The sequence below is a fragment of the Draconibacterium sp. IB214405 genome (genome assembly GCF_033963885.1).
Taxonomy (GTDB): domain Bacteria; phylum Bacteroidota; class Bacteroidia; order Bacteroidales; family Prolixibacteraceae; genus Draconibacterium.
Genome location: NZ_JAXBMA010000001.1, coordinates 1,085,298 through 1,111,077, shown reverse-complemented (window position 1 = coordinate 1,111,077; position 25,780 = coordinate 1,085,298). Strand labels below are relative to the sequence as shown.

The 25,780-nt window shown below is 40.5% G+C and carries 22 protein-coding genes; 16 read left to right on the top strand and 6 right to left on the bottom strand.

Annotated elements, in window-relative coordinates:
• Positions 1–5: 5 nt before the first annotated feature.
• Genes SLH46_RS04255 through SLH46_RS04245 form a run of 3 tightly spaced genes read right to left on the bottom strand, consistent with a single transcriptional unit; the run spans position 6 to position 3,077 of the window.
• On the bottom strand, positions 6–635 hold the full coding sequence (locus tag SLH46_RS04255) for a cytochrome c oxidase subunit 3 family protein (protein WP_320279914.1): 630 nt from the start codon (positions 633–635) through the stop codon (positions 6–8).
• 1 nt (position 636) lies between these two features.
• On the bottom strand, positions 637–2,250 hold the full coding sequence (locus tag SLH46_RS04250; protein WP_320279912.1) for a cytochrome c oxidase subunit I: 1,614 nt from the start codon (positions 2,248–2,250) through the stop codon (positions 637–639).
• A gap of 5 nt (positions 2,251–2,255) precedes the next feature.
• The gene (locus SLH46_RS04245; RefSeq protein ID WP_320279911.1) at positions 2,256–3,077 is read right to left on the bottom strand and encodes an SCO family protein; all 822 of its coding nucleotides are present in this window, start codon (positions 3,075–3,077) and stop codon (positions 2,256–2,258) included.
• A 671-nt stretch (positions 3,078–3,748) separates the two neighbouring features.
• Between SLH46_RS04245 and SLH46_RS04240 the strand changes: the two genes are divergently transcribed.
• The 11 genes from SLH46_RS04240 (at position 3,749) to SLH46_RS04190 (ending at position 15,626) form a co-directional block, all read left to right on the top strand.
• Positions 3,749–4,666: a 4Fe-4S dicluster domain-containing protein gene (locus tag SLH46_RS04240; RefSeq protein ID WP_320279910.1), complete on the top strand. Its 918-nt coding sequence runs from the start codon at positions 3,749–3,751 to the stop codon at positions 4,664–4,666.
• A gap of 19 nt (positions 4,667–4,685) precedes the next feature.
• A complete protein-coding gene (gene nrfD, locus SLH46_RS04235) occupies positions 4,686–6,044 on the top strand; it encodes an NrfD/PsrC family molybdoenzyme membrane anchor subunit (protein ID WP_320279909.1) in 1,359 nt (452 codons plus the stop codon).
• 6 nt (positions 6,045–6,050) lie between these two features.
• Positions 6,051–6,926, top strand: coding sequence for a c-type cytochrome (locus SLH46_RS04230; protein ID WP_320279907.1), 876 nt, complete (start codon positions 6,051–6,053; stop codon positions 6,924–6,926).
• A complete protein-coding gene (gene ccoS / locus SLH46_RS04225; protein WP_320279906.1) occupies positions 6,926–7,111 on the top strand; it encodes a cbb3-type cytochrome oxidase assembly protein CcoS in 186 nt (61 codons plus the stop codon). Before SLH46_RS04230 ends, ccoS begins: the two co-directional genes overlap by 1 nt.
• An 11-nt stretch (positions 7,112–7,122) precedes the next feature.
• Complete coding sequence (ccoN, locus tag SLH46_RS04220) at positions 7,123–9,588, top strand: cytochrome-c oxidase, cbb3-type subunit I (protein ID WP_320279905.1); 2,466 nt, start codon at positions 7,123–7,125, stop codon at positions 9,586–9,588.
• A gap of 1 nt (position 9,589) precedes the next feature.
• Positions 9,590–9,784: a cbb3-type cytochrome c oxidase subunit 3 gene (locus SLH46_RS04215; protein WP_320279904.1), complete on the top strand. Its 195-nt coding sequence runs from the start codon at positions 9,590–9,592 to the stop codon at positions 9,782–9,784.
• A 10-nt stretch (positions 9,785–9,794) separates the two neighbouring features.
• On the top strand, positions 9,795–10,367 hold the full coding sequence (locus SLH46_RS04210; protein WP_320279903.1) for a cbb3-type cytochrome c oxidase N-terminal domain-containing protein: 573 nt from the start codon (positions 9,795–9,797) through the stop codon (positions 10,365–10,367).
• A gap of 68 nt (positions 10,368–10,435) precedes the next feature.
• On the top strand, positions 10,436–11,797 hold the full coding sequence (gene ccoG / locus SLH46_RS04205) for a cytochrome c oxidase accessory protein CcoG (RefSeq protein ID WP_320279902.1): 1,362 nt from the start codon (positions 10,436–10,438) through the stop codon (positions 11,795–11,797).
• A gap of 167 nt (positions 11,798–11,964) precedes the next feature.
• The gene (locus tag SLH46_RS04200) at positions 11,965–12,405 is read left to right on the top strand and encodes a FixH family protein (protein WP_320279901.1); all 441 of its coding nucleotides are present in this window, start codon (positions 11,965–11,967) and stop codon (positions 12,403–12,405) included.
• Positions 12,406–12,453: 48 nt separating this feature from the next.
• The gene (locus SLH46_RS04195; RefSeq protein ID WP_320279900.1) at positions 12,454–13,215 is read left to right on the top strand and encodes a sulfite exporter TauE/SafE family protein; all 762 of its coding nucleotides are present in this window, start codon (positions 12,454–12,456) and stop codon (positions 13,213–13,215) included.
• Positions 13,216–13,235: 20 nt separating this feature from the next.
• Positions 13,236–15,626 carry a heavy metal translocating P-type ATPase gene (locus SLH46_RS04190; RefSeq protein ID WP_320279899.1) on the top strand — a complete coding sequence of 797 codons (2,391 nt, stop codon included), beginning with the start codon at positions 13,236–13,238 and terminating at the stop codon, positions 15,624–15,626.
• A gap of 38 nt (positions 15,627–15,664) precedes the next feature.
• Here the strand turns inward: SLH46_RS04190 and SLH46_RS04185 are convergent, their stop codons facing one another.
• Both SLH46_RS04185 and SLH46_RS04180 read right to left on the bottom strand, forming a co-directional pair.
• Positions 15,665–17,101 carry a hypothetical protein gene (locus tag SLH46_RS04185; protein WP_320279898.1) on the bottom strand — a complete coding sequence of 479 codons (1,437 nt, stop codon included), beginning with the start codon at positions 17,099–17,101 and terminating at the stop codon, positions 15,665–15,667.
• Entirely contained in the window at positions 17,101–19,398 is a 2,298-nt protein-coding gene (locus SLH46_RS04180; RefSeq protein ID WP_320279897.1) for a hypothetical protein, read from the bottom strand. Before SLH46_RS04180 ends, SLH46_RS04185 begins: the two co-directional genes overlap by 1 nt.
• 303 nt (positions 19,399–19,701) lie before the next feature.
• On the opposite strand from SLH46_RS04180, the gene SLH46_RS04175 reads away from it, so the two are divergent.
• The 3 genes from SLH46_RS04175 to SLH46_RS04165 all read left to right on the top strand — a co-directional run bounded on the left by SLH46_RS04175 (position 19,702) and on the right by SLH46_RS04165 (position 23,886).
• Positions 19,702–21,918, top strand: a complete 2,217-nt coding sequence (locus tag SLH46_RS04175) for an amino acid permease (RefSeq protein WP_320279896.1) — start codon at positions 19,702–19,704, stop codon at positions 21,916–21,918.
• Positions 21,919–21,982: 64 nt separating this feature from the next.
• Positions 21,983–22,459 (top strand): pantetheine-phosphate adenylyltransferase, encoded by a 477-nt coding sequence (gene coaD / locus SLH46_RS04170; RefSeq protein WP_320279895.1) that lies wholly within the window; start codon positions 21,983–21,985, stop codon positions 22,457–22,459.
• A 5-nt stretch (positions 22,460–22,464) separates the two neighbouring features.
• Positions 22,465–23,886, top strand: a complete 1,422-nt coding sequence (locus SLH46_RS04165; RefSeq protein WP_320279894.1) for a redoxin family protein — start codon at positions 22,465–22,467, stop codon at positions 23,884–23,886.
• On the opposite strand, the gene SLH46_RS04160 is transcribed toward SLH46_RS04165, so the two are convergent.
• Positions 23,874–24,500, bottom strand: coding sequence for an NUDIX hydrolase (locus tag SLH46_RS04160; protein WP_320279893.1), 627 nt, complete (start codon positions 24,498–24,500; stop codon positions 23,874–23,876). The two genes, SLH46_RS04165 and SLH46_RS04160, sit on opposite strands and share 13 nt — an antisense overlap.
• A gap of 21 nt (positions 24,501–24,521) precedes the next feature.
• Between SLH46_RS04160 and pyrE the strand changes: the two genes are divergently transcribed.
• On the top strand, positions 24,522–25,154 hold the full coding sequence (gene pyrE / locus SLH46_RS04155; RefSeq protein WP_320279892.1) for an orotate phosphoribosyltransferase: 633 nt from the start codon (positions 24,522–24,524) through the stop codon (positions 25,152–25,154).
• Positions 25,155–25,229: 75 nt separating this feature from the next.
• Positions 25,230–25,679 (top strand): hypothetical protein, encoded by a 450-nt coding sequence (locus tag SLH46_RS04150; RefSeq protein WP_320279891.1) that lies wholly within the window; start codon positions 25,230–25,232, stop codon positions 25,677–25,679.
• Positions 25,680–25,780 lie beyond the last annotated feature (101 nt).

Here is a 25,780-nt window from a genome sequence, read left to right as displayed (position 1 = left end):
TAGTTTTAATGGATGAGATAAAATAGCGGGAACAGGAAAATCCAGATGAGGTCGACAAGGTGCCAGTACAATCCGCAGTTATCGAGTAAGGACGGGCGTTTGGCATTTACTTTTCCGTTGGCAACACCTCTGATTGCAAATCCCATAATTACGAGGCCCACAATAATGTGCAGTGCGTGCAAGCCGGTCATTACAAAGTACAAACCAAAGAAAAGAATTTCACCCTGGCTCATTTCATTTAGCATCTGTTCCGATCCCGGCCAAATACCGTGCGAAAATTTTACGCCCCACTCAAAATACTTATTCACTAAAAAGCCAATACCGATTATGAATGTTATTACAACCAGTGCAATGGCTACTTTTTTGTGCCCTTTTTGCAAAGCGGTTGTCGACATCGCAATCGTCATACTACTCACTAACAGGATGACAGTATTAAACGCCCCAATAAAGGTGTTTAGTTCTTCGGCCGCAAGATGAAACGCATCGGGATTCATATAACGGTAAACCGAGTATACAATAAACAGGCCGCCAAACAACAGTAGTTCGGTAAAAATAAACAGCCACATTCCGATTTTCGACGACTCAGGATCGTACATATCGGGGTGTTCTATATGCACATGTTGATGTTCAGCCATATTAGTCGTAGTTATAAGGTCCGTCTTTTTCTCCCAATACCGGTTCTTTCTCGAAATTCAATACGGGCGGCGGCGATGGCACTGTCCACTCCAGTGTTTTACTGTGCCATGGATTTACCTCTGCCGGCTCACCTTTTCGGGCCGAACGAACCAGGTTAACAACAATGATGATAAAACCGGTTACCAATACCCACGAGCCTAAGGTGCTCAGGATATTTCCTCCATGGAACTCTTCCAGATAGTCGTAATAACGCCGTGGCATTCCCATCATTCCGAGGTAGAACATGGGGGAATACAAGGCCAGAAAACCAATCGTGAAAACCAGCCAGCCAATATTAGCCCAGGCCTTATCATACATTCTTCCAAATATTTTTGGGAACCAGTAATGCATTGCCGCAAAAAAGGCAAAACCTGTTCCGCCAAAAACAATGTAATGGAAGTGGGCAACAACAAAGGCAGTGTCGTGTACATAAATATCGGTAGCCAGCGAACCCAAAACAAGGCCGCTTAAACCACCAACCATAAACACAAAAATGAATGACACCGCCCAGTAAAAGGGCGTCTGGATATTTATCGATCCTTTATACATCGTCGATATCCAGTTAAAAACTTTTATTGCACTTGGTATGGCAACAATAAATGTGAGGAGTGAAAAATAGTATTGTGCGGTTCCACTCATTCCTGCAGTAAACATGTGGTGGCCCCAAACCAAATAACCCACAAATGCAATTGACAGTGTTGAAGCGATAATTGCTTTATATCCAAAAATATGTTTTTGCGAAAATGTTGGAATAATCTCAGAAATAGCTCCCATAGCAGGCAGAATCATAATATAAACTGCCGGGTGCGAATAAATCCAAAAAAGGTGCTGATACAGAACAGGGTCTCCTCCCAGTGCCGGATCGAAAACACCAACTCCGAATACTCTTTCCAGTGCAACTAATACCAACGTGATTCCAACAACCGGTGTTGCCAATAATTGTATCCAGGCTGTTCCGTACAATGTCCACACGAAAAGCGGAAGTTTTGTCCATTTCAGACCGGGGCAACGCAGGCGGTGAATGGTCACCAAAAAGTTCAACCCTGTTAAGATGGATGAAAAACCCAAAACAAACGCCCCAAATACGGCGGGTAGTAAGTTTGTCCCTGTTTTAAAACTGTAAGGAGCGTAAAATGTCCAGCCGGTGTCGGGCGAACCCGATCCAAACAGCAGCGCACAAAGTACCAAAACCACTCCTGCAATGTACAACCACCACGAAAGCAGATTCAGTTTCGGAAAGGCCACATCTTTTGCCCCGATCATAATCGGCATCATGAGGTTTCCGAAAACCGCGGGCAAGCCGGGCACAACCACCATAAAAATCATTATAACACCATGAACTGTAAACGTTGCATTGTAAGTTTGTGCATCCATAATTGTTTTACCGGGAGCCAGTAATTCAAATTTCATGGCGAGCCCCAACAAAACACCGGTTGCAAACATGGTAGCTATCGAATACAGATAAAGAAGACCAATACGTTTATGGTCAGTTGAAAAAATCCAACCGAGCAAACCTTTGTATTTCCCCTGATAGGTTAAGTAGTTTGCTCCATTAACAGCATTTGTTGTATGCATAAAGTTTAGTTTAATTTTCTTCTTTTCTTTGGTTTTATTACCAGGTACAGCAGTAAAACCAGCGCGAAAAACATAATTATGGTTCCGCTAACTTTAGTTATATTTAATACATATGTTTGTCCTTGCGGATCGTAGGAATAGCAAAATCGTAATACTTTGTTCAGGGTTGCGCCCGATTGCCCTTTCGAGGCTTCAACAATCGCCATTTTCCATTCGAACGGCAAAAAATACAGACCGTTTAGATAACGGGTGATTTTACCATCGGGACTTACGACTGTTAACGATGCTGCATGCAAAAAGTCGTTTCCGGTTTTTTTGTATTTAAAACCCGTTGCAGTGGTAGCTTTAATAATACTCGCACTATCGGAAACAAAAAAGAGCCAACCGGTTTTTGCTTCTTCTATCTTTTCCGGATTATTCATCAACTGTAGGTAATTCGTCTTTTTTCGAATTCCCAGATCAATGGTTTCGCGTGGATCAAAACTTATGGTTAACACCTGGTAATCTTCTCCCGGAACAAGATCTGATTTGTCCATCACCCCGGCCACAGCTTCCATTAAAGGACTGCAAATTCCCGGACAGCGGTAGTACACAAAATTCAGGATGGTTGGTTTATCAATGAGATCGGCCAGCCAAACCTGTTCGCCGGTTTCGTTAATCAGCGAAATACTGTCGGGTAAATAATCGTCGAGGTGTTCAACAATGCCTATTTCAACATCGTCATCGGTAGCCGCGGGATTAATTATACTTTGAGCATTGGAATCAGTGGCAAGTAACAGAAAAATACCTGCAACAGTTGCGATAATATAATTCACAGTTTTTTTCATAGGAGCCAGTTCGATACGGCAAGGTTTATTTTAGTTTTTAAATGAATAGTACGTTATAACAGGTTTTAAGTTTTATCATTTTTCATTTTCTAACGAAACATTATAATACCTTTTTACCTTATATCATATCTTAAAACCACAAAACCCTGATAATGTTTATGTAAAGCATCAGTTTATTTTCATTTTTTATCGATCATGCTTTAGGAGCAGATATTTCGTCGTATAAATAAGAATGTAAAAAGGCTTGAATTTTCAGCTAATACCCTAACTTTAGCCCATCTGAGTATCAACCAGTGCTTATTTAGAATATGTTATTCAGCATGTTTCTATGTGATACTAGTCACAAATATACAACGGTTAATCCGGCAAAAAAATCTTTATTAAACAACACCCCAATACAATTGTTCACCCCAAAAAACTTTTTTTTTATGCTCTAAAACCTATCTGGTCATATATCAAGTTATTATACCAAAAATTAAATATCCGACTGCATAAAATCCCTGTAACTAACTCACTTATAACATTTAAAGTCTTTTTTGTCTTTTATTATTTGATGCATACAAATAGTTTGTAGCTTTGTGCTTATTTTATAAATTCGTAAGGTTGAGAAACTAAATTTAGCTGGGCAACGACACTTTTAAAGCTGTCATCGTCGTAAAAAATGTTAGTCTATGGAAAATAAATCGCGTAGGAGCTTCGTAAAAAGGCTGGGAGTATCCATTGGTGCTGCCGGATTGGTAGGAGGTTCAAGTATATTGAGTTCGTGTAACCAGGTTGAAACGGCCACGGGTGACAAAATAAAGCTACTCACCTCGAGCGGGGAGCTTGTTGAAGTTGACAAAGCGCAACTTAAACCGGCAGATATGCCAAGTCTTTCTGTAAATCAGGAACGTGGAAGAAAAGGACTGCCAAACCGCAAATGGGTAATGGTTATCGACTTATCGAAATGCCGGAATGCACGCCAGTGTATGAAAGCCTGCCAAAACCACCACCAGTTGCGTCCGGAGCAACACCATATTAATGTGTTGCAAATGCAAGATGCCGAGCACACTGCCCCGTACTACATGCCAAAACCTTGTCAGCACTGCGACAACCCGCCGTGTACAAAGGTTTGCCCGGTTAATGCAACATTTAAGCGCGAAGACGGAATTGTATTGATCGATAACGAACGTTGTATCGGTTGTCGTTTTTGTATTGCTGCCTGTCCTTACTCTGCCAGGGTTTTTAACTGGTTTGAACCACGCGATGCCGACAAATACAAAGGTGTTACTTACAACATTGAAGCCAACGTTCCACAGAAAAAAGGTACCATTTCAAAATGCTTGTTTAGTGCCGACCGCCTGCGCGACGGAAAACTTCCATCATGTGTTTCTGCCTGTCCGAATGGCGTTTACTGGTTTGGCGATCAGAACGAGGATGCCGTTACAAACGGAACGACTCACGAGACTACCAGCTTCAGCAAATTGATTAAAGACAATGCTGCATATACTTTAATGGAAGAACTGGGAACTAAACCGAGGGTTTATTACCTGCCACCAAAAGACAGGGCTTTCCCTTTTCAAGGCGAGATTGAAGAACACCACTCATAAACCGACTAATCTTTAAACGATGGAAAAAACAAAATCGCCGGAAGAATCCCGGAAATTACTCGATAAAATTACCTTCGATCTTACCCGCTCGATTGTAAAACGCGACGAACTCACGCATTTTTGGTATTTCTTACTGATAATGTTTGCCGGTGTTGGACTTTGGGGCTGGGGAATCCAGATTCGCGACGGACTGGGTGTTACCGGAATGCGCGACTACGTATCGTGGGGAATGTACATTGCCAACTTTGTATTTTTTGTTGCAATAAGTTTGATCGGATTTTTAATCAGTTCTTCGTTGCACTTATTAAAAATAAAGTGGTCGCACCCCATTTCGCGGGTGGCGGAGCAGATTGCGATTGCCGGGGTAGCTTTAGCCGGTATTATTATTATTAACGACATGGGACGTCCCGACCGCTTTCTCAATGTATTTCTACACGGACGTTTTGCATCTCCAATTATTTGGGATGTTACCGTAGTTACTACTTACCTGACCATTTCAGTATTACTTTATTATATTCCGCTCATTCCCGATCTGGCATTAATTCGCGATCGTGGTGGCGACGATATTCCGAAATGGAAAATGCAGATTTATAAAATACTGGCATTGGGATGGAATGGAAATGCCGAACAATACAAATTGGTTTACCATGCCATGCGTGTTCTGATGATCCTTATCATTCCGGTAGGTTTATCTATTCACACCGTAACTTCGTGGTTATTTGCAGCCACTTTGCGTTCGGGTTGGGATACTACCATTTTCGGACCTTACTTTGTTGCCGGTGCATTTGTTGCCGGTGCGGCAGCGGTGGTAATCTTAATGTTTGCCTACCGGGTTCGTTACGGATTGCGTGATTATTTTGAAGAGTTGCACTTCGACTATATGGGAAAACTGCTGGTTTTTGTTTGTTTGGTTTACCTGTATTTTAATATCAACGAATTTTGGGTACCGGCCTATAAAATGAAAACTGCTGAAGGCATTCACCTTCGCAACCTTTTTGTTGGAAGTTTTGCTCCTATGTTCTGGTGGACACAAATTACCGGATTGATTTTACCTATTTTCCTGATGCTTTTCAAGTTCTTCAGAAAACCTTTACCACTAACTATTATATCAGTTTTTGTACTGATAGCATCGTGGTTAAAACGATACATTATTGTTGTTCCTACCATGGAGCATCCTTTCTTACCGGTACAAAATGTTCCTGATTATTTTAAACATTACTCGCCTTCAAGTATCGAGATAATGATTACGATATTCTCATTTGCAGCGGCTTTACTAATTATTACTGTCCTGGCAAAAATGTTCCCTGTAATTACCATTTGGGAATACGCTGAAGACAAAGGAGTTGACAAAGCAATTCTTTCTGAACCGAAAAAATAAAAGAACATGAAGATCAAAATATTATTCATCGCATTAATTTTCTTTGCACAGCAGGGAATGGCACAGGAATGGTTGGTTCCTGAAGATCAGAAAAATGTTCAGAATCCTTCGGAATATAACCTGGCAAATGTAAAAAAGGGTAAAGACCTGTATTTACAAAACTGTAAGTCGTGTCACGGCGATCCGGGAAAAGGTAACGGATTACCATTGGTTCCTCCCCCACCCGATATTGCCAGCGACATTATGCAGGCGCAGACCGAAGGCGAAATGTTTTATAAAATTACGCACGGACGTGGTGGTATGCCTCAGTTCGAAACGACGCTTTCGGAAGATGACCGCTGGCGTTTGGTAAATTACATTCGCAATTACAATCCTGCCAACGAACCTTTAATAGTTGAAGCACCGCCTAAAAAAGCCAAAATTCTGGCTTCGGTTAACGAAACAGAAAAGTCGGTGGAAGTTTTTGCTGAGTTCCAGGATAAAGACAGTAACTATGTGGTACTTGCCGAAACACCAATTTTTATCGGGGCAAAAAAAGCTTTCGGAACACTGCCAATTGGTGAAATTCTTACCAATAAAGAAGGGCGAGCCGAATACAAAATTCCTGAAACGCTGATCGGAGACGAACAAGGAATGGTAAACATTGTAGTTGAACTGGGTGAAGGTTTTATTACCGATCAGGTTGTATTGGATGCCGCAAAGGTGGGACAACCAAAACCAACACCAAAACTTATACAACGGGAAATACTATGGTCGACCAACGAGAATATTCAAACCTGGTTGCTATTGTCGTACCTGGCAGCGGTTTTGGGAGCGTGGGGAACAATTGGCTACGTGGTATTTCAGATTTTTAAAATTAAACGTGCCGGCAAAGAGCAATAATGAATATTTTTTATCTGCTGATTGGAGTAAGTTTACTGGCAGCTCTCATTTTTTTGGGCGCATTTATCTGGGCCGTTCGATCGGGGCAATACGACGATAACGAAACTCCATCGATGCGGATACTGTTCGACGATGACGACGTTGAACCGGATTCGGAAGAAGAAAAGAAAAATAACAAACAATAATTATCCAACTCATGGAAAATCAAAAATTTAATTACGACAACAAAATAGTAAAGCTCTTTATTCTGGCTACGCTGGTTTGGGGTGTTGTTGGTATACTGGTGGGAGTTGTGGCAGCGTTGCAGCTGGCATTTCCGGTATTCAACTTCGGCCTGGAGTATACAACTTTTGGAAGGGTTAGGCCGGTCCATACCAATGCTATTATTTTTGCATTTGTAGGGAACGCCATCTTTGCCGGAGTTTACTATTCCATGCAGAAACTGCTTAAAACGAGGATGTTCAGCGATAAACTGAGCAAGTTCCACTTTTGGGGCTGGCAAACCATTATTGTTTTGGCTGCCGTAACTTTGCTGGCCGGATTTACAACCGGAAAAGAATATGCCGAGCTGGAATGGCCTATTGATATTCTCATCACACTGGTTTGGGTGGCCTTTGGCTGGAACATGATCGGCACGCTGGTTGTTCGTCGTGTTCAACATATTTATGCCGCCATTTGGTGGTACCTGGCAACCTTTTTAGGAGTAGCTATTTTGCACGTAGTTAACTCGTTTGAATTACCTATTTCGCTGTTTAAAAGTTATTCTATTTACGCCGGAGCACAGGATGCTGTAGTGCAGTGGTGGTACGGACACAATGCTGTTGCATTTTTCCTGACCACACCGTTTTTGGGCTTGATGTACTACTATCTTCCAAAAGCTGCCAACCGGCCAATTTATTCATATAAACTTTCTATCATTCACTTCTGGTCGCTCATCTTTTTGTACATGTGGGCCGGACCACACCACTTGCTTTACCAAGCTTTACCTGAATGGGCTCAGGCGCTTGGAGTAACATTCTCGATAATGTTAATAGCACCGAGTTGGGGTGGAATGATAAACGGTTTACTTACCTTACGTGGTGCCTGGGACCGTGTTCGCGACAGTGCCTCCCTTAAATTCCTTGTTGTGGCAGTTACCGCTTATGGTATGTCAACCTTTGAAGGCCCGATGATGTCGCTTAAGTCAGTTAACCAGATTACTCACTTTACCGACTGGACGATTGCCCACGTACACATTGGTGGTATGGGCTGGAACGGCGGTCTTGTATTTGGTATGCTTTACTGGCTGGTACCGAAACTGTTTAAAACAAAATTGTATTCCGAAAAACTCGCCAACACCCACTTCTGGATGTCTACTTTGGCAATTCTTGTTTACGCAATTCCATTATACTGGGCTGCCGTAACACAGTGGTTAATGTGGCGCGATTACACAGACGAAGGATTCCTGCAATATCCAAACTTCCTTGAAACCGTTGCTCAAATTGTACCGATGTATGCCGTTCGGGTATTCTCTGGCGTGCTGTTCCTTGGTGGATTTATTATCATGGTGGTGAACCTTGCAAAAACAATGAAAGCCGGAAGTTTTGTTAACGACGAAGCATCGGAAGCTCCTGCATTGGTATTGGCAGGTAAACGAAATCCGGTTACAGAAACTGTTCACCGCTGGATGGAGCGCCGTGCAGTTCGCTTTTCGATTTGGGTATTTATTGCGTTGGCGATTGGTGGTGCTGTCGAAATCGTTCCGATGATCTTTATAAAATCAAATGTTCCGACTATCGACTCGGTAAAACCATATACTCCGCTTGAATTGGAAGGAAGAGACCTGTACATTAAAGAAGGCTGTTATGTTTGCCACTCGCAAATGGTTCGCCCATTCCGTTGGGAAACCGATCGTTATGGCGAATACTCAAAAATTGGAGAGTTTGTTTACGATCACCCTTACCAATGGGGATCGCGCCGTATGGGACCAGATTTGGCCCGTGCCGGTGTAATTGGCGGTCCGATGTACAAAAATGCAGCATGGCATTTTAATCACTTTATGGATCCGCAGAAAATGAACGAACAGTCGATAATGCCAAATTATGCCTGGTTGTCGGTTAAAAATGTAGATCTTTCTCAAACGCCGAAAAAGATCAGGGCAATGCAAACGCTTGGAGTTCCTTATCCCGAAGGATACGACGAACAAGCTGTTGACGATTACCTGACACAGGCCGAAGGAATTGTTGCCGATCTTAAAGCTTCCGGAATTGAAACCGATTCGAAAAAACAAATGGTAGCCATGATTGCCTACATGCACAAACTGGGTAAAGATATTATGGATCAGCCCGATGTTGCACAAGTTGAAATGCACGCCGAGTCGTTTACCAAAGATGATGCTGAAAAAGAAGTTAAACTTCTTGAAGCTGCTGAAGATTTGGAAGCCGGAAAGAAAATGTTTCAAACTACCTGCGTGGTATGCCACGGAGCTGAAGGAAAAGGAATAGCAACTTTCCCAAGTTTGGTAGATGATGAATGGCTGCATGGAAACTCTCCTGCAGAAGTTTATCATTCCATTTCGGAAGGAAATGTGGCCAAAGGGATGGTTCCTTACAAATCGCAGTATTCTGAGAAACAAATCACACAGCTGACAAGTTACGTGCTGATTACCTTACAAAACAAATAGCATGAAGATCGTAAGTAATGTATTAACAAGCATAGAAGAAATCCAGATTTTTTACATCATCGGATTGCTGATTTTTGTGATTCTCTTTATCGTCATCTTTATTCGTACTATGCGCAGGCCGAATGAAGAAATGGAAGATTATAAGAATTCAATATTGACGGATAGTGAGTCCGGAGAAATTAAAATTTCAAATTAAACCATTAGCTATGTCAGAAGAAAATAAGCAAATAGTTGAGCAGGAAGACAACATCATGGACCACGATTACGATGGGATAAAAGAGTTGGACAATCCGCCACCACGATGGATAATGCTGATGTTTTATATAACCATTGGATGGTCGATTATATATGCCGCCTATTTTTTCTGGTTAAAAGAAGGCGATCATCAGGATGCTGAATATGCGCGTAAATCGATGGCACATGACGAGAAATACCAAATCGAAACCATTTCGGCCGACGATCTTGCCGCGTTTACCGATGAAGCATCGATTGCTGAAGGAAAACAAATTTATACCGATTTGGCATGTATGGCCTGCCACGGAATGAACGGCGAAGGTAATGCGATTGGTCCGAACCTGACGGATGAATACACGCTGCACGGATGTGATTTTCAGAGCGCTTTTCATACCATTAAAGAAGGAGTGCCTGCAAAAGGGATGACTGCGTATAAGACTCAAATGAGCGACGAAAAAATCCAAAAAGTGGCCAGCTATATTATGACACTGAGAGGCACGAATCCGGCCAATGCCAAAGATCCGCAAGGAGAAAAATGTGAGTAAAAAGTAATACTTTGATATGGAAGTTGGGGAACTGCGTTTCCCAACTTTTTTACCACTAAATTGAACATATGGCAAGTCAACAGCTCGATTTCAGAGATTACCCCATTAACATGAATGAGCGGGGTGGAAGAAAATGGGTTTATGCAAAAAAGCCTTCTGGAAAATGGTTTACCCGGCGAACGATCGTTAGTTGGTTTTTACTGCTATTCTGGTTGGCAGTTCCGTTTATTAAAATTAACGGCAATCCGTTGATCCTGCTTGATATCGCCAACCGAAAGTTTATCATTTTCGGAGCCATTTTTTGGGCGCAGGATACGTTTATCCTTGCATTGTTAATGCTCTCTTTTGTTCTTTTTGTGGTATTGTTTACTGTCACCTACGGCAGGTTGTGGTGTGGCTGGACCTGCCCGCAAACCATCTTTTTAGAGATGGTGTTCCGAAAAATAGAATACCTGATTGAAGGCGATTACCGCGAGCGCCATAAACTCGACAATAGCCCGTGGACGACTAAGAAAATAGTGAAGAAAACATTAAAGCACATTATCTTCATCGTCATCTCGCTTGCCATGACCAATGTTTTTCTAATGTGGTTTATCGGCGCCGATCGGTGGCTGCAAATGATTAGTGAACCTATTGGAAAAAATCTCTCCGGTTTTTTAATCATGCTTGTAGTTTCAGGATTTTTCTATTGGGTTTATTCATTCTTCCGCGAGCAAATATGTACTATGGTTTGTCCTTACGGAAGAATGCAGGGTGTTTTGCTCGATTCAAAATCGATTGCCGTTACTTATGATTATGTGCGCGGTGAACCACGCGGAGGACGCGGCAGTGGCGACTGTACAGATTGTAAACAATGTATTTCGGTTTGTCCAACCGGAATCGACATCCGCAACGGATCGCAACTGGAATGTATTAATTGTACAGCCTGTATCGATCAGTGTAATAAAATTATGCACGTTACCGGAAAAGCACCCGGATTGATTCGCTACGCTTCAGAAGCGCAAATAAAAGGCCAGCACACTTCGGTGTGGACGACACGCACAAAAGCCTACACGGTGGTATTGCTGCTTATATTTTCGTTTTTTGTTTACACCCTGGCTTCAAGGCCGGAAATTGAAACAACTATTTTGCGCAAACCGGGACTATTATACCAGGAACAGGAGGCTACCATTTCAAATGTTTATAATATTAAAATCGTAAATAAAACACACGAAGAACTTCCGCTCGAATTACGTGTTATCTCTCATGACGGTAAAATACAAATGGCCGGAAATACCATGAGTGTGAAAGACCAGGATATGTACGAATCCACTTTTATATTGTTTTTGCCAAAAAGCGAAATAAAAAGCGATAAAACAGAAGTTGAGTTTGGTGTTTTCAGCAGTAATGAATTAATTGAAACTTACAGAGCCACGTTTGTTGGGCCATAAGAAACTGACAGTTGGCAGTTTTCAGTAGAGAATTAAAAAGATGCTGTCATTTCGAACAAAGTGAGAAATCTTTAACAACTCAGCTCAGATGTAACAGATTTCTCCTCATTCTTCGTCGAAATGACAGGAATTATAAAGAAACAGGAATAATAAATTAGAAAATGCGAATGAAGTTTAATTGGGGAACCGGAATATTTATATTTCTGGCATTGTTTTTAGCCGGGTCGGCTGTCTTTATAGTATTTGCGGTGCGCCAACCGGTAAACCTGGTGCACAAAGATTATTACGAAAAAGGTGTTGATTATTCAGAACAAATGAATGTTAATGCCCGATCGAAAGCATTTGCCCATTCTTTTGATGTAGCACTGAGCAACGATGCTCTGATAGTTTCAATTGACAATACGCTGGTTTCAAAGATCGATTCAGGCACTATGCACCTGTTCCGTCCCTCAGACTATACAAAAGATTTAAAGCAAAAAGTTCTTGCAGGAGATCAATCCATCCTGTTTCAGAAAGCCGACCTGATCAATGGCCGGTACATCTTAAAGTTTTCATGGTACACCGATGGTGAACGATATGAAATCGACCGTCCGGTAAATATCCAATAAATTCACTACCTTTAAAAATACTAACCTTTTGTTCATAATAATATTGCCATGACTATTTTTATCTCAGCACTGATTTTAGGATTAATGGGCAGTTTTCATTGTGCCGGAATGTGCGGACCCATTGCCATTGCACTACCACTTCACGGAAATACTGTACCTCAAAAAATATTCGGAGGAACCCTTTATAATATTGGCAGAGCCATTACTTACGGTATTATGGGCGCTATTTTCGGGTTTCTTGGACAAGGTCTCCAATTGATCGGATTTCAGCAAAAAGTATCTGTAATCATGGGAGCACTCATGATCATTTCGGTACTCTTTCCTAAGCTTTTTAAAAACCAGTACAAAATGGATAAAAGCTGGTTTTCGGCAGTGGGCAAACTCAAAAAGAAAATTGGTGACATGTTTTCCATCCGCTCGTTTCAAAGCCTGTTTTTTATTGGCATGTTGAACGGACTGCTTCCCTGCGGTTTGGTTTATATGGCTATTGCCGGGGCCATTGGAACTGGTGGAATTGTAGAGGGCTCGTTGTATATGATCCTGTTTGGACTGGGAACGATTCCTATGTTGCTGGCCATCTCGTTGGCCGGGAATGTGCTGAGTTTAGCCGTTCGCAAAAAAATCAACAAACTGATTCCGGTGCTGGTTGTTATTGTTGGAATTCTGTTTGTGCTGCGCGGATTAAGTCTGGGCATCCCCTACCTTAGCCCGCCTAAACAAAAGATCGAACAGAAATTTGAAAAAAGTCTGGAAAGTAATAGTGCAGAATTGCATACCGAAACAACGGGCGATTGCTGTAAAGTAGATTAGCAGAAAACGGACATTGGAAAATGGGAAAAAAGGAGGAGAATAGTTGCGTACATTGTGGTGCCGATTGTGGAAGTAATCCCGTGGTTTGGAACGACCGGAATTTCTGTTGTAACGGATGTAAAACGGTATATCAACTGCTGAATGAAAACAAACTTTACAACTACTATAACCTGGAAGAAACGCCGGGAATAAAAGTGGAGACCACCACCGAATTTGGCAATAAATATGCTTTTCTCGACAACGATGAAGTAAAAGAAAAGCTGATCTCGTTTACCGAAGGAGCTATTTCAAAGGTTAAATTTTACGTCCCTGTTATCCACTGTGCATCGTGTATTTGGCTGCTCGAACATTTGCACAAGTTGCACAAAGGAATTCTTCATTCGTTTGTAAATTTTACACGAAAGGAGGTTGATATTACCTTCAACGAAAAAGAAATTTCACTGCGAGAATTGGTTGAGCTGCTTTCTTCAATTCATTACATTCCCGATCTGTCGCAAAGTCAGGCCGGTAAACAGGAAGACAAATCATACAAAAAGCTTTTGTACAAAATCGGGGTAGCTGGTTTTGTGTTTATTAATGTAATGACCTACAGTTTGCCGGCTTATTTTAACGGCGAACCACTTAGCGACAAACTGCAATCGCTTTTTAGTATTCTCAGTTACATTCTGGTTATTCCGGTGGCGTTTTACAGCGGTAGCGACTATTATATTTCGGCTATCAAAAACCTGCTGAAAAAGAATATCAGCATTGATTTGCCCATTGCTTTGGGAATTATTGTGCTGTTTCTGGTAACCAGTTACGAGGTGCTATTTACCGGTGGGCCGGGTTACAGCGACAGTTTATCGGGTCTCATCTTTTTTCTACTGGTTGGAAAATGGTACCAAAGCAAAACTTATGAAGCGCTTTCGTTCGACCGGAATTATAAATCGTATTTCCCGATTGCTGTTACCAAAATCAATAAACAGATTGAAGAAAGTATTCTCATTGAAAAAATCGAGGTAGACGATGAACTGATCATCCGCAACAAAGAACTGGTTCCTGCCGATGCCGAATTGGTTGAAGGTGAAGGCCGAATCGATTATAGTTTTGTTACCGGCGAGTCGACACCGATCGTTAAAAAGCCCGGCGACTTTATATACGCCGGTGGTCGCCAAATGGGCGGAATAATTCGTATCAAGGTGAAAAAAGAGGTGAACCAGAGTCACCTCACCAAACTCTGGAACCAGGATAAATCGTACGAAAAACCCAGTGACTCACTAAAAACATTATCCGACCGGATTAGCCAATATTTCACACTGATTGTTATTGCCATTGCCATTTTCGGATTTACTTTTTGGGCGATCCGAGGAGAATATCACACGGCCATTTTTGTTTTCACGGCGGTACTGATTGTGGCTTGTCCTTGTGCTTTGGCGCTTTCAATTCCGTTTACCTTTGGCAATACCATGCGTATTTTTGGCAAAAAAGGTCTGTACATAAAAAACACCGACGTCATTGAAAAGCTTTCGCATATTAACAGCATTGTTTTTGATAAAACAGGCACCTTAACACAGCCCAACCAAAACAAAGTGGTGTATTCGGGAACCGAACTTTCCGCATCAGAAAAAGATGCTGTTTTTTCGCTAACACGTCAATCGACACATCCTTTAAGTACCGCCCTTTCACAATCGTTCAACGGATCCGCATATCATAATCCGGAGCATTTTGTTGAAGTTGCAGGTCGTGGTATTTTTGGGAAAGTAAACGATTTGGACCTGAGAATAGGTTCGGAAGAATATGTTACCAATTCGCCAACACTTGAAAAGAAAAAAACATCGATGGTTTTTGTTGCTATTAACGAGGAGTTCAAAGGACATTTTACTATTAGCAACCAATACCGCAGCGGATTCGACCGGGTTTTAGCGACGCTAAAAGGAGCTTTCAATCTATTTCTCATTTCAGGTGACAATGATGCAGAAGCCGATAATCTTTCGTCATACTTTGATCGTGAGCACATGCTTTTTGATCAAAAACCCGGTGACAAAGCAGCTTTTATAAAAGCACAGCAAGACAAAGGAAATACTGTGCTAATGACAGGAGATGGACTAAACGATGCCGGAGCGTTGATGCAAAGTGATGTAGCCTTAACAATTGCCGATAAAGTATACCACTTCTCACCGGCCAGCGACGCAGTTTTGGAAGCCGAACAATTTAATCAGCTGGCGAACTTTATCCGTTTCACAAAAACTTCGCTGAACATCGTAAAACTCAGCTTCTTTATTTCTTTCTGTTACAATATTATCGGAATTGCCTTCGCCCTCAGCGGAAACCTTTCGCCGGTTGTGGCAGCTATTTTAATGCCAATTTCTTCGGTTTCGGTAGTGGCTTTTGCAACGTTTGCTACGCGGTTGATGGGTAGAATTAAAATCTAGCTGTGGTATCCAGCAAACATTAACTTGCTTATACAGTGCTACTTCTCCTCTTCTAAATCCAAATATGAATACGCCTCTTCCTGCAAAACAAAGTAACTACTATTCAGTCCGTTATAATTATACGATGTATAAAAAGGTGCTACCATCAGGTTATCCTTTTCCTTCATTCTTGCTTTTACTTCATCCAAATTTGGTGCTGTAAAAACAGTTAACGGCTCCATCGTTTTATCCATTGATGAAAGCATCAAGGTCTCAATTCCCATGGCCCAATTGAATACCATTCGCTGGTTATTTAACTGTTCCCGAGTTATAACATGTTTGCGGACGGATTTTTTATTTGCTATTTCAACAATCTCCTTGAGGTAAACGATACGACCATTATAACTGGATGCCGCACCCTTAATCTTTGCATAGCTAGTAACGGCCATTAATACAACCAGAATACCAAGTATAGGCTTACTGTTTATTTTAAATTCAACTAAAGCGTTAACGGTTACGATTGCAGAAAACAACACCAGCGGAAGAAATATCTTTTCCATTTGCATATCAGAGTCACCTGCTTTAAAAGAAGTACATGTAACCACAAAATATACTATCGAATACAGCACAAAAAAGCCTGTTTCCATCCATTTCTTTCTGAACAGGGCCAGCACAACTCCACCCAAAAACAAGATTCCCAAAGGTCGATACAACAGTTTAAAACGCGTATCAAAAAATTTATACGGATAATAGGTTTTAATTTCTTTTAAGATTGACGAGGGGGATGAAATTAAATTTCCGTAGATACTTTCGTGATGTGAATTATCGCTACCAATAAAAACCTCATGCATAAATATTCCCACTGTGAACAGCACCATCAGATATGGGAAAAATGATTTAAGTTTTCTTTCTGATATTGCGTAATAAACAATGACAAAAAGAAGAGAGAATAAGGCGATAGGGTGTGTTAAATATCCAAACACAATTAAAATCAAAGCACCAAAAAAGTTGACAAGTTCTTTCCATTTACCCAATCTTTCCCACCTGTTTGCATAACAAAGCCAGGCATACAGAAGAATACTGTTTAGCATGGCAATTGTACTTTCAGAGGTTGGCCGGAAATAACTTTGCGCAACACCAACAACAGAAATGGCAATAACCCCAAATCCGGCAGCTTTGTTTTTTAGCACATGATTGACAAGTACAAAATAAACAAACCGAACCGCCACAAATGAGAAGGAATAAAGTGAAATCAGTACATGCAATGGTAATTTCAATTTAACACCAATAAGAACCAAAGGCTGGTTAATTACAGCAGTGTATCGCGTTCCCGGCACAAAAAAATCCGATGAATTAATAATATTAAAAAGATAAAAAGCCGGATCAGTTATCAATATACGAGCCTGGGCGTAGAATATTGACCAAAGTGCGAACCATATAAAAAACAGGTAGGCGGCTACATTGAAATAATTTAGATTTTTATATTTGAAATTCATTAAAATGGTAGTTTTCTTCCGTTCTTAAACTTTACATCCGATGCCGGATAGTACACATCTAAATCCTCTTCCCGTATAATCAATTCATCAATAACTAATGTTTCATTTTTTAAGGTAGTGTTTCGAATTGCAAGCTTTATTACTTCGTTTTCAGTTTTTGTTTCAAAATTTAATTCTATCAAAGCCCATTCATTCTGAAATCCTTTTATGTGTCGATGCGCATCGGAATAGAAATAATTACTTACTTCTTTCGTTTTGCCATCTCGCTGAACAAACTCCACAACAGTTCTTAATCTACCGTCTTCCTTGTAGTCACTCATCCAAAAACTAAGCTTGTATTTTTTACCTGCAGCTAAATTTAATGTATCCTCCAATACAACTTTCCAGTGCTCACCAGGGTATTGCAAAGCTCCGGCTCCATAAAAAACATGCTCGGTTGATGCATCATCAAAAGTTTTATGAATGAACATTTTCGCTGAATCAGTCATCAGATAATTTCCCTTTTTGTACAGCTGGGTTCCTTTTATTTCTGATTCTATTTTTTTTAAATATTGATCATGCAGTCCTTCGAGTTTTTCAACCGACAATTTTCTTAACTCCAGAAACTCATCCTGATAGAGCAAATCTCCCGCCTTAATTAATCGCTCTTCTTCCGGTGTTGCATAATGTTTACGATTAAAAAGTAACAAAAATGGTTTTCCGCTTGGCAGGTCAGACAATATTTTAAACGGCTCAAGTGGCTCTGTAACCAATGCATAGTTTTTATACGTTTGCCCAATTGAGGTTCTGCTAAGCTGAACACCAGTGGTTGGTAATCCGGTTTTAAGCGATGCCAACATGGTAAGCTCCTGCGTATTCTGTTGGCTCTCTATCCAAATATTTTCTGAACCAACATGAAAATATGGTAGAGGTAAAATTGCCTGATAGTCCTCCGGATTAATTTCATTAACCCATTTATTTGCCGGCAACTCATTGTTAACGTCAGTCAATAACGGTTTTTCATTCTGAATAGATCTACTGTTAATCCATGTATTCCAGGCTCCATCGTAGAGTAAAAATAATATTGCAATAGTGCCGATGCCGATCCATATTAAATTTTTCCCGCTGTTTTCTATTTTTTTATACAGGGAATAAAAAACCACAATATTCAGCATATAAAAGAACAGCCATGAGAATCGTGCGAGTGCCCGAAGTTGCCTTAGTGGCCCAAGTTGATCAACCAGACTTTCAAATCCAAATTTAAAAGGAAGTCCAAAAGAAAAAAGTAATGCAACAAAGGAAGCCCAAAACAGAATATTTGAAATAAACTGATCGGTAATATTAAATGGATTTTTCTTCTTAAAGAGTTTCCTGAAAAAATAGAATACTCCAATACAAAAACCAAACAAGGCACTCATACCTATAAATGCAAAACTTTCCCAGGAAACATGCCGAAATGCAGTAATTACCCTTGGAACCCAACTATATGGTTTTCCATACGGCAAAAACACCCCTAAAGGATTACCCATGTATGCCCAGAAACCATATGGGAAAGCAGTGCGATCAGTTACCGGATCGTTGACTGAAATTATTAGTTGAAAAAGAATTACCGGGAAAACATATTGAATAAAAAAGAATATAACTCCCTTTAATAAACCAAACTTTCGATTCTTGTGTAGCAACTGCCCCAATAAATACAGACCAATAATAAAACCATAGAACGCTATAAAATACATGTGCATAGCACCTGCAAGAAATGTCACGCATCCTATTACCAATGCCCTAAGATAGTTCGGTTTTTTATCAAAACGAATCACCAACCAAAGCATCAGAGGTATCCAAAACATCCAGGAAAGCGAGAAATGACCACCAAATCGTGCCAATTGAGGAGAAAGCATACATATTCCGGCTGCAACTACAGAAGCAAATACCCAGTCCACGTCTAATTCATAGAATATCAGAAACATACACAGGGCAGCTATAACAATGGAAAATATCATCAGAAGATTCATAATCCCCACCACATTGTCGCCAATATCAAAAATAGTAGTACTAAACAGTTTTATGGCATTTGCAACCAAAGGTTGACATCCGGTAAAGAATACCATTTCGCCATAAGGATAGTTCATTCCGTTCATCCGCATAAATGTTGAATCATGCTGCACATGATACATGGCACCATAGTAGGCTTTAAAACCATCACCATCAGCAGAAAAGCAAAACTCATTCGGATTTTGAATAATTTTTCCAAAAAAAATGAATACCACAAAAAATGCTAAAATCGTTGTAAGAATGATGCCTTTTACTTTATAACTCATAGGGAACTTTTGGCCGTTTAGTATTACAAATTAAAGTATATTTGAACACAAATTAATACACGGCGGATGATTCCATGCAAAAACTTCCATTGTTTGAAATCATTTCTTAATGTTTGTGAAGCCAATTATTGATAACAATTACAGTCAGTTTGCTAATATCTGTATCATGTTTTAGGATCATCCAAAAGAAGAAAGTTAAACCGTATTCCTGCTTTTAAAATATATGCCCATACTTCTTTTATCATCCAATCGTTTGATTTTTCAGAATTAGTTTTCACCTTTAAGACTACAAACAGAGTTAATATGGCAAAATCGCTGGTAAACACTAATGCAAAATTCGGCACCTTACCGGTTTTTCTTACTGCACTTTCCACCATACTTGGCGCAATTTTATTTCTGCGTTTTGGATGGGCTGTTGGTCAGGTCGGGTTTATCGGCGTTATCGGCATAATCGTTTTAGGCCATGTGGTAACCATTCCTACCGCTTTTGCCGTTGCCGAAATTGCCACCAATCAGCGAGTGCAGGGCGGCGGTGCGTATTACATAATAAGCCGTTCATTCGGGTTAAATATCGGAGGAGCAATCGGTATTGCACTCTACCTTTCACAAGCCATTAGTGTGGCGTTTTACGTAATTGCTTTTGGCGAAGCGTTTGAGCCGGTAATAAAATGGATTGGTGAAACTTATAATTTTTTCATCCCCGATCGGCGGTGGATTTCCATTCCAACAATGTTTTTACTTTCCGTACTGATTCTTACAAAAGGTGCCAATGTTGGAATGAAAGCCTTGTATGTTGTGGTTATTGTATTGCTTTCGTCCATTGCCATGTTCTTTATGGGCGATTCTAGCATTAAACCCGAAACGGTTAATTTTCACAGCACCGTACCCAATCATCTTGATTTCTTTTTTGTATTTACAATTATCTTCCCTGCGTTTACAGGACTTGCAGCAGGACTAGGACTTTCAGGTGATTTAAAAGATCCCAAAAAATCGATTCCCCGCGGAACGCTGTGGGCAACTGTGGTTGGTATGCTGGTGTATGTTGCCGTTGCCTACAAATTTGCGATTTCTGCTAAACCCGAGGATCTAGTTGCCGACCAGTTAATTATGAGCAAAATTGCCCTGTGGGGGCCAATAATTCCAATAGGTTTGGCAGCTGCTTCGTTAAGTTCTGCATTGGGTTCAATAATGGTTGCACCACGGACATTGCAAGCCATTGGTTTCGACGATATATTTCCGCAGGGATACCTGAATCGCTGGTTTGCCAAAGGGCGAAAAAGCGACAACGAACCGATTAACGGCTCATTGGTTACCATCCTTATTGCTTTTGTTTTTGTAGTAATCGGCGATGTTGATTTTGTTGCACAGATCATCTCTATGTTCTTCATGGTAACCTATAGCGCTATCTGCCTCATCTCATTCCTGGAACATTTTGCAGCCGATCCGGCTTATCGCCCAACATTCCGTTCAAGCTGGCATTTGTCGCTCATCGGAACTCTGTCGTCGTTTTGGTTAATGTTTAAAATGAATGCCACCTACGCAGCATTTTCTGTGGTAATTATGGCTATCATTTACTACGTTATCATGCTTAACAACGAAGAGAACCAGGGACTGAATAAACTTTTCAGAGGTGTTATTTTCCAGTTGAGCCGCCAGATGCAAATTATGCTGCAGCGCGCCGACAGCGAGAAAGATAAAAGCTGGCGTCCGTTTGGAGTTTGTATTTCGCACGATACGTTTAAACGCCGTTCGGCATTCGACATTATGCGCTGGATTTCGTACAAATACGGTTTTGGCACCTACATTCATTTTATAAAAGGATTACTGAACGAAAAAAATACCGAAGAATCAAAACAAGTTCTCGATCGATTAATTCAGCTTTCTTCCGGAAGTAAAAACCGTGTTTATCTCGACACCATAATTTCGCCATCGTATACTTCGGCAATTGCGCAGGTGGTGCAGCTTTCAGGAATTTCGGGAAAAGGAAACAACCTTATTCTTTTTGAATTCTCGAGAACCGATCCGGGCAATCTAAAAGAAATTACCGGCAATTATCAGATTGTTGAATCCGCAGGTTTCGATATTTGTATTCTAAATACTTCGTACAAAAGTTTTGGCTACAAAAACGAAATTCACATTTGGATTAGTCCGGAAGATTATGTGAATGCCAACCTGATGATTTTGCTAGGATACATTATTCTGGGACACCCGGAATGGAAAAAAGGAAAAATTAAAATTTTTGCGCTTTACCCCGATGAAGATGTTGAAGAGAAACGTAAACAATTACTGGAACTGATAAAAGCGGGCCGTTTGCCAATCAGTCCTTCAAACATCTCGATGGTGCCGTTTGAGTCGGGCGACCGCAAAAATAAAATCATGAAATATTCGGCCGATGCCGACCTTACAATAATTGGTTTTACAACCGATGCACTTAAAAATATTGAAGAGTTTAGCGAAGGCTACAACGACCTTGGCAACATCCTGTTTGTGAGCTCAAACCGTGCAAAAGCAATAAACTAACCGGACTCTTCGTTTTTACGCTTAGTATTTTTCGCTAATTTTGAAGCACTTTAACGATTCAAAAATGGAAAGAATTGCCATATTCCCCGGATCTTTTGATCCATTTACGATTGGACACGAGTCGATTGTTCGGCGTGCCATTTCAATGTTCGACAAAATTTATATCATGATTGGTTTTAACGCCAATAAAAAATCGTTCTTTCCGATTGAAAAAAGGATAAAGTGGATCAACCAGGTATTTAGCGACGAACCTACTATTGAGGTGCGTTTGCACGATGGACTTACCGTTGATTTTTGCAAGGAGGTAAACGCAAAGTATATTTTGCGTGGTATTCGTACTTCATCCGATTTTGAGTACGAACGTGCAATTGCTCAGGTAAATAAAAAGATGCACCCCGAAATTGAATCGGTATTTTTACTCACCCTGCCGGAGCATACGCCGGTCAATGCAACCATTATTCGCGATATCGTTTCTCACGGTGGCGACGCCAGCATGTTTCTGCCAAAAGGTTTGGATATGAGCGAATTTAAAGTTGATTAAAACACATGAGCAATTTCACTCGTTTTTTATTATTACTCATCTTCTTTGCGAATAGTTCGTTTGCAGGTTTGGCTACTGTTGTAACATGTTCGAATAAAGATTACGCGAACGAAAAACTAAGTTTCTATTCGTTTGCCGACCCTGTTTCAAACACTACCGAACTACTATTTACCTTACAATTCGATAATGCAGGGGAAGCACATGCAACAATAGAAACTAAAAATCCGGTTTTTGCATTTTCTGAATTTGGAATTTACCGGGGCTTGCTACTGCTTGAGCCGGGAACAGATATCGAGCTGAAATTGCCACCATTACAAAAGAAAGCATTTGCCGATGAGAAAAATCCGTATTTCACGCCTGTTTCATTCTGGTTTTTCTCAAATAGCGGAAATAAGATCAATGATAAGATCAGCCGGTTTGAACAGAAGCTGAACGAACTTACGGATAAAGATTTTAACGCCCTATATTTTCATCAATCAAAGACTGCATTTAAAACGTTAACAACAGCTATTGATTCAATTTTCCCGCAGACCAACTCCGAAAGTTTTGAGCTACATAAAAAACTACGCTTAAAACTTATTGAGGCTGACATTTTTAGGATGCGTCCGGAAGATTATTCCGTGGTCTTTCAAGACATCCCAACGAAATTCTGGGAACATCAGGCATTTGAAACGCTGTTCAACAAAACCTTTGATAAACAGTTGAGTTTTTCTGCAAAAGCTATTGGCGGGAGAAAAGTTTCGGAGGCGGTAGCCAGTGAAAATATTGAGGCTTTACTCGCGTTTATCAACGAAAAATACAAGCTCTCTGGCGACATGGCCGATCTGGTATTATTAAAAATGCTTCACGATGGATTTTATTCCAAAGAGTTTTCGGAAAAGGCCATAAAAAATATGATCGCCGATAAACATTTTACCAGCCACAGGGAAATTAAAATCCGGGAAACAGCGCAAAATATTACTACCAAAATTACTTTCCTTGAAAAAGGTAGTGAAGCTCCCGCAATTTGTTTGAACGATCTAAGCGGAGAAAAACGTTGTACCAACACCAACCAGGAGAAATTTAAGTACATCGTTTTTGCCGACGTGGAAACGGTAATTTGCCAGGAACATTTAAAATACCTGAGTCGTCTGGATGAACTTTTCAACAAACATCTCGATATTTTTGTGGTACTACGAAATACCGAACGTTCGGGAATTGATAGCTTTTTTAAAGAAAATAACGTGCCCGGAATCGTCATGATCGACAGTAACAGCGAGGCCATTGCTGAGTACAAGATCCGCTCATTTCCACAATGTATTTTATTAAACGAAAAACACCAGGTAGTTTTCGACGATGCAAAAGCGCCACTAAACGGTTTCGAGCAGCAATTTGGAACCTGGCTCCGTAATGAGCTTTTTATGCGCCAGCGCAATCAAGCCCGGTAAAGTTCGATCAGCGCTTTTAAGTTTTCATAAGTATTTTCAAGCACCACATTTAATTCGTTCGGATGAAACCAACGCACCTCCGTTATACCTTCGTCCAGCTGCGGTGTTAACGTTTCATTGCCGGAATAATCCATTTCAAACCAAAAGGTTTCCTTAAAAATCCATTGTCCAAATGTTTTTTTGTAAGGCGATTTGTAAATATGATAGGTTGATGGCAGCGCTTTTTTAATGGTGTGATTGCTGATTCCACATTCTTCTTCCACTTCGCGCAAGGCTGCATTTTCAATACTTTCGCCTTTATCAATTTTTCCCTTGGGAAGATCCCACTTTCCGTTTCTGAAAATAAACAAAAGCAGTTCCCCCTTTTTCACAACGCCACCCGCAGCATCAATTTGTAAAAATGCCGATCTGAATTGCTGAAACACGTTTTCACACTCGGGATGTTTTACAACAGTTTCTGAGATATTGTTCTTTTCAAAACTTTGCACCCAGCCCATTATGTCTTCAACAGTGCTGTTTTTAGTCAAAATCCCGCTTAGTTTACTCAATGTTATATTCGCGCCCGGCACAAATACTATCCTCTTTTCATTCAAAAAAACTTTATACTTTTGCATTGAATTAAAATTGCACAAATTATGGAATCCATTCAAATTGAAGTAACTAAAAAATTACTTGAAATTAATACGATAAAGATACAACCAGATAATCCATTTACATGGGCATCGGGTTGGAAATCTCCAATATATTGCGACAACAGAAAAACGCTTTCTTATCCTGACACCCGCGCATACATTCGCGATGCGTTTGTTAAATTGATCAAGGAAAAATATCCTGAAGCTGAGGTTATTGCCGGAGTTGCCACAGGTGCCATTGCTATTGGTGCTTTGGTTGCCGACCAACTTGGACTTCCGTTTATTTATGTTCGTTCGAAACCAAAAGGACACGGTTTGGAAAACCTGATTGAAGGTGATTTGAAACCATTCCAGAAAGTTGTCGTTGTTGAAGATTTGGTATCAACAGGTATCAGTAGTTTAAAAGCTGCTGAGGCTGTTAACAACTTTGGTGGCGATGTTGTGGGTATGGTATCAATTTTCACCTACAATTTCCCATTGGCAAAAGAAAACTTCGAAAAAGCAGGTATCGAATTAACATCGTTAAGCCGTTACCAGATTTTGATCGACCTTTCGCTGGAAAATGGCGACATTTCAAAAGACCAGGTAGAATCGCTGATGGAGTGGCGCGAAGATCCTGCAAACTGGGGAAAATAATTAGCTGATTAAAAAGACTTTAAATATATAATCCCGCTCCTTTGGTTATTGGGGCGGGATTTTTTTATGACTGTTATGGCTGTAAACAAGTACACAAGCGAGGTGAAAGTAATTGATCACAATCAGCAGATTGTATTTAATTATTTGTCGAATTTCGAAAACCTTTCTACTTATTTAAATTCAGGATTGATTGAAAAGATCACCGAAAAGGTTCCGCAAATTAAGATTACCGATTTTGAGTCGGATCGCGATTCCTGTAAGTTTAACATTACCGGGCTGGGTCTTGCCGAAATAAAGATTGTTAACCGCGAACCTTTTAAAACCATAAAAGTTGAAAGTTCTGGTGGTCTGCCACTTAGCTTTACATTCTGGATTCAGTTGTTGCCGGTTGACGAATACAAAACAAAAATGCGTCTTACGCTGCACGCCGAAATGAGCATGATGATTAAAATGATGGCCGGAAGTAAACTGGAAGAAGGCATTAACCAATTGGCCGATACATTATCGAAATTACCATATCAGTAGCCGTTTCCCAAATTTCAAATGTTGATTAACGATTGTAGATTTTAGAAGGAATATGCAGTTGGCAAATACCAATAGGCAAAAGGTTAAGATTGTAAAACAAC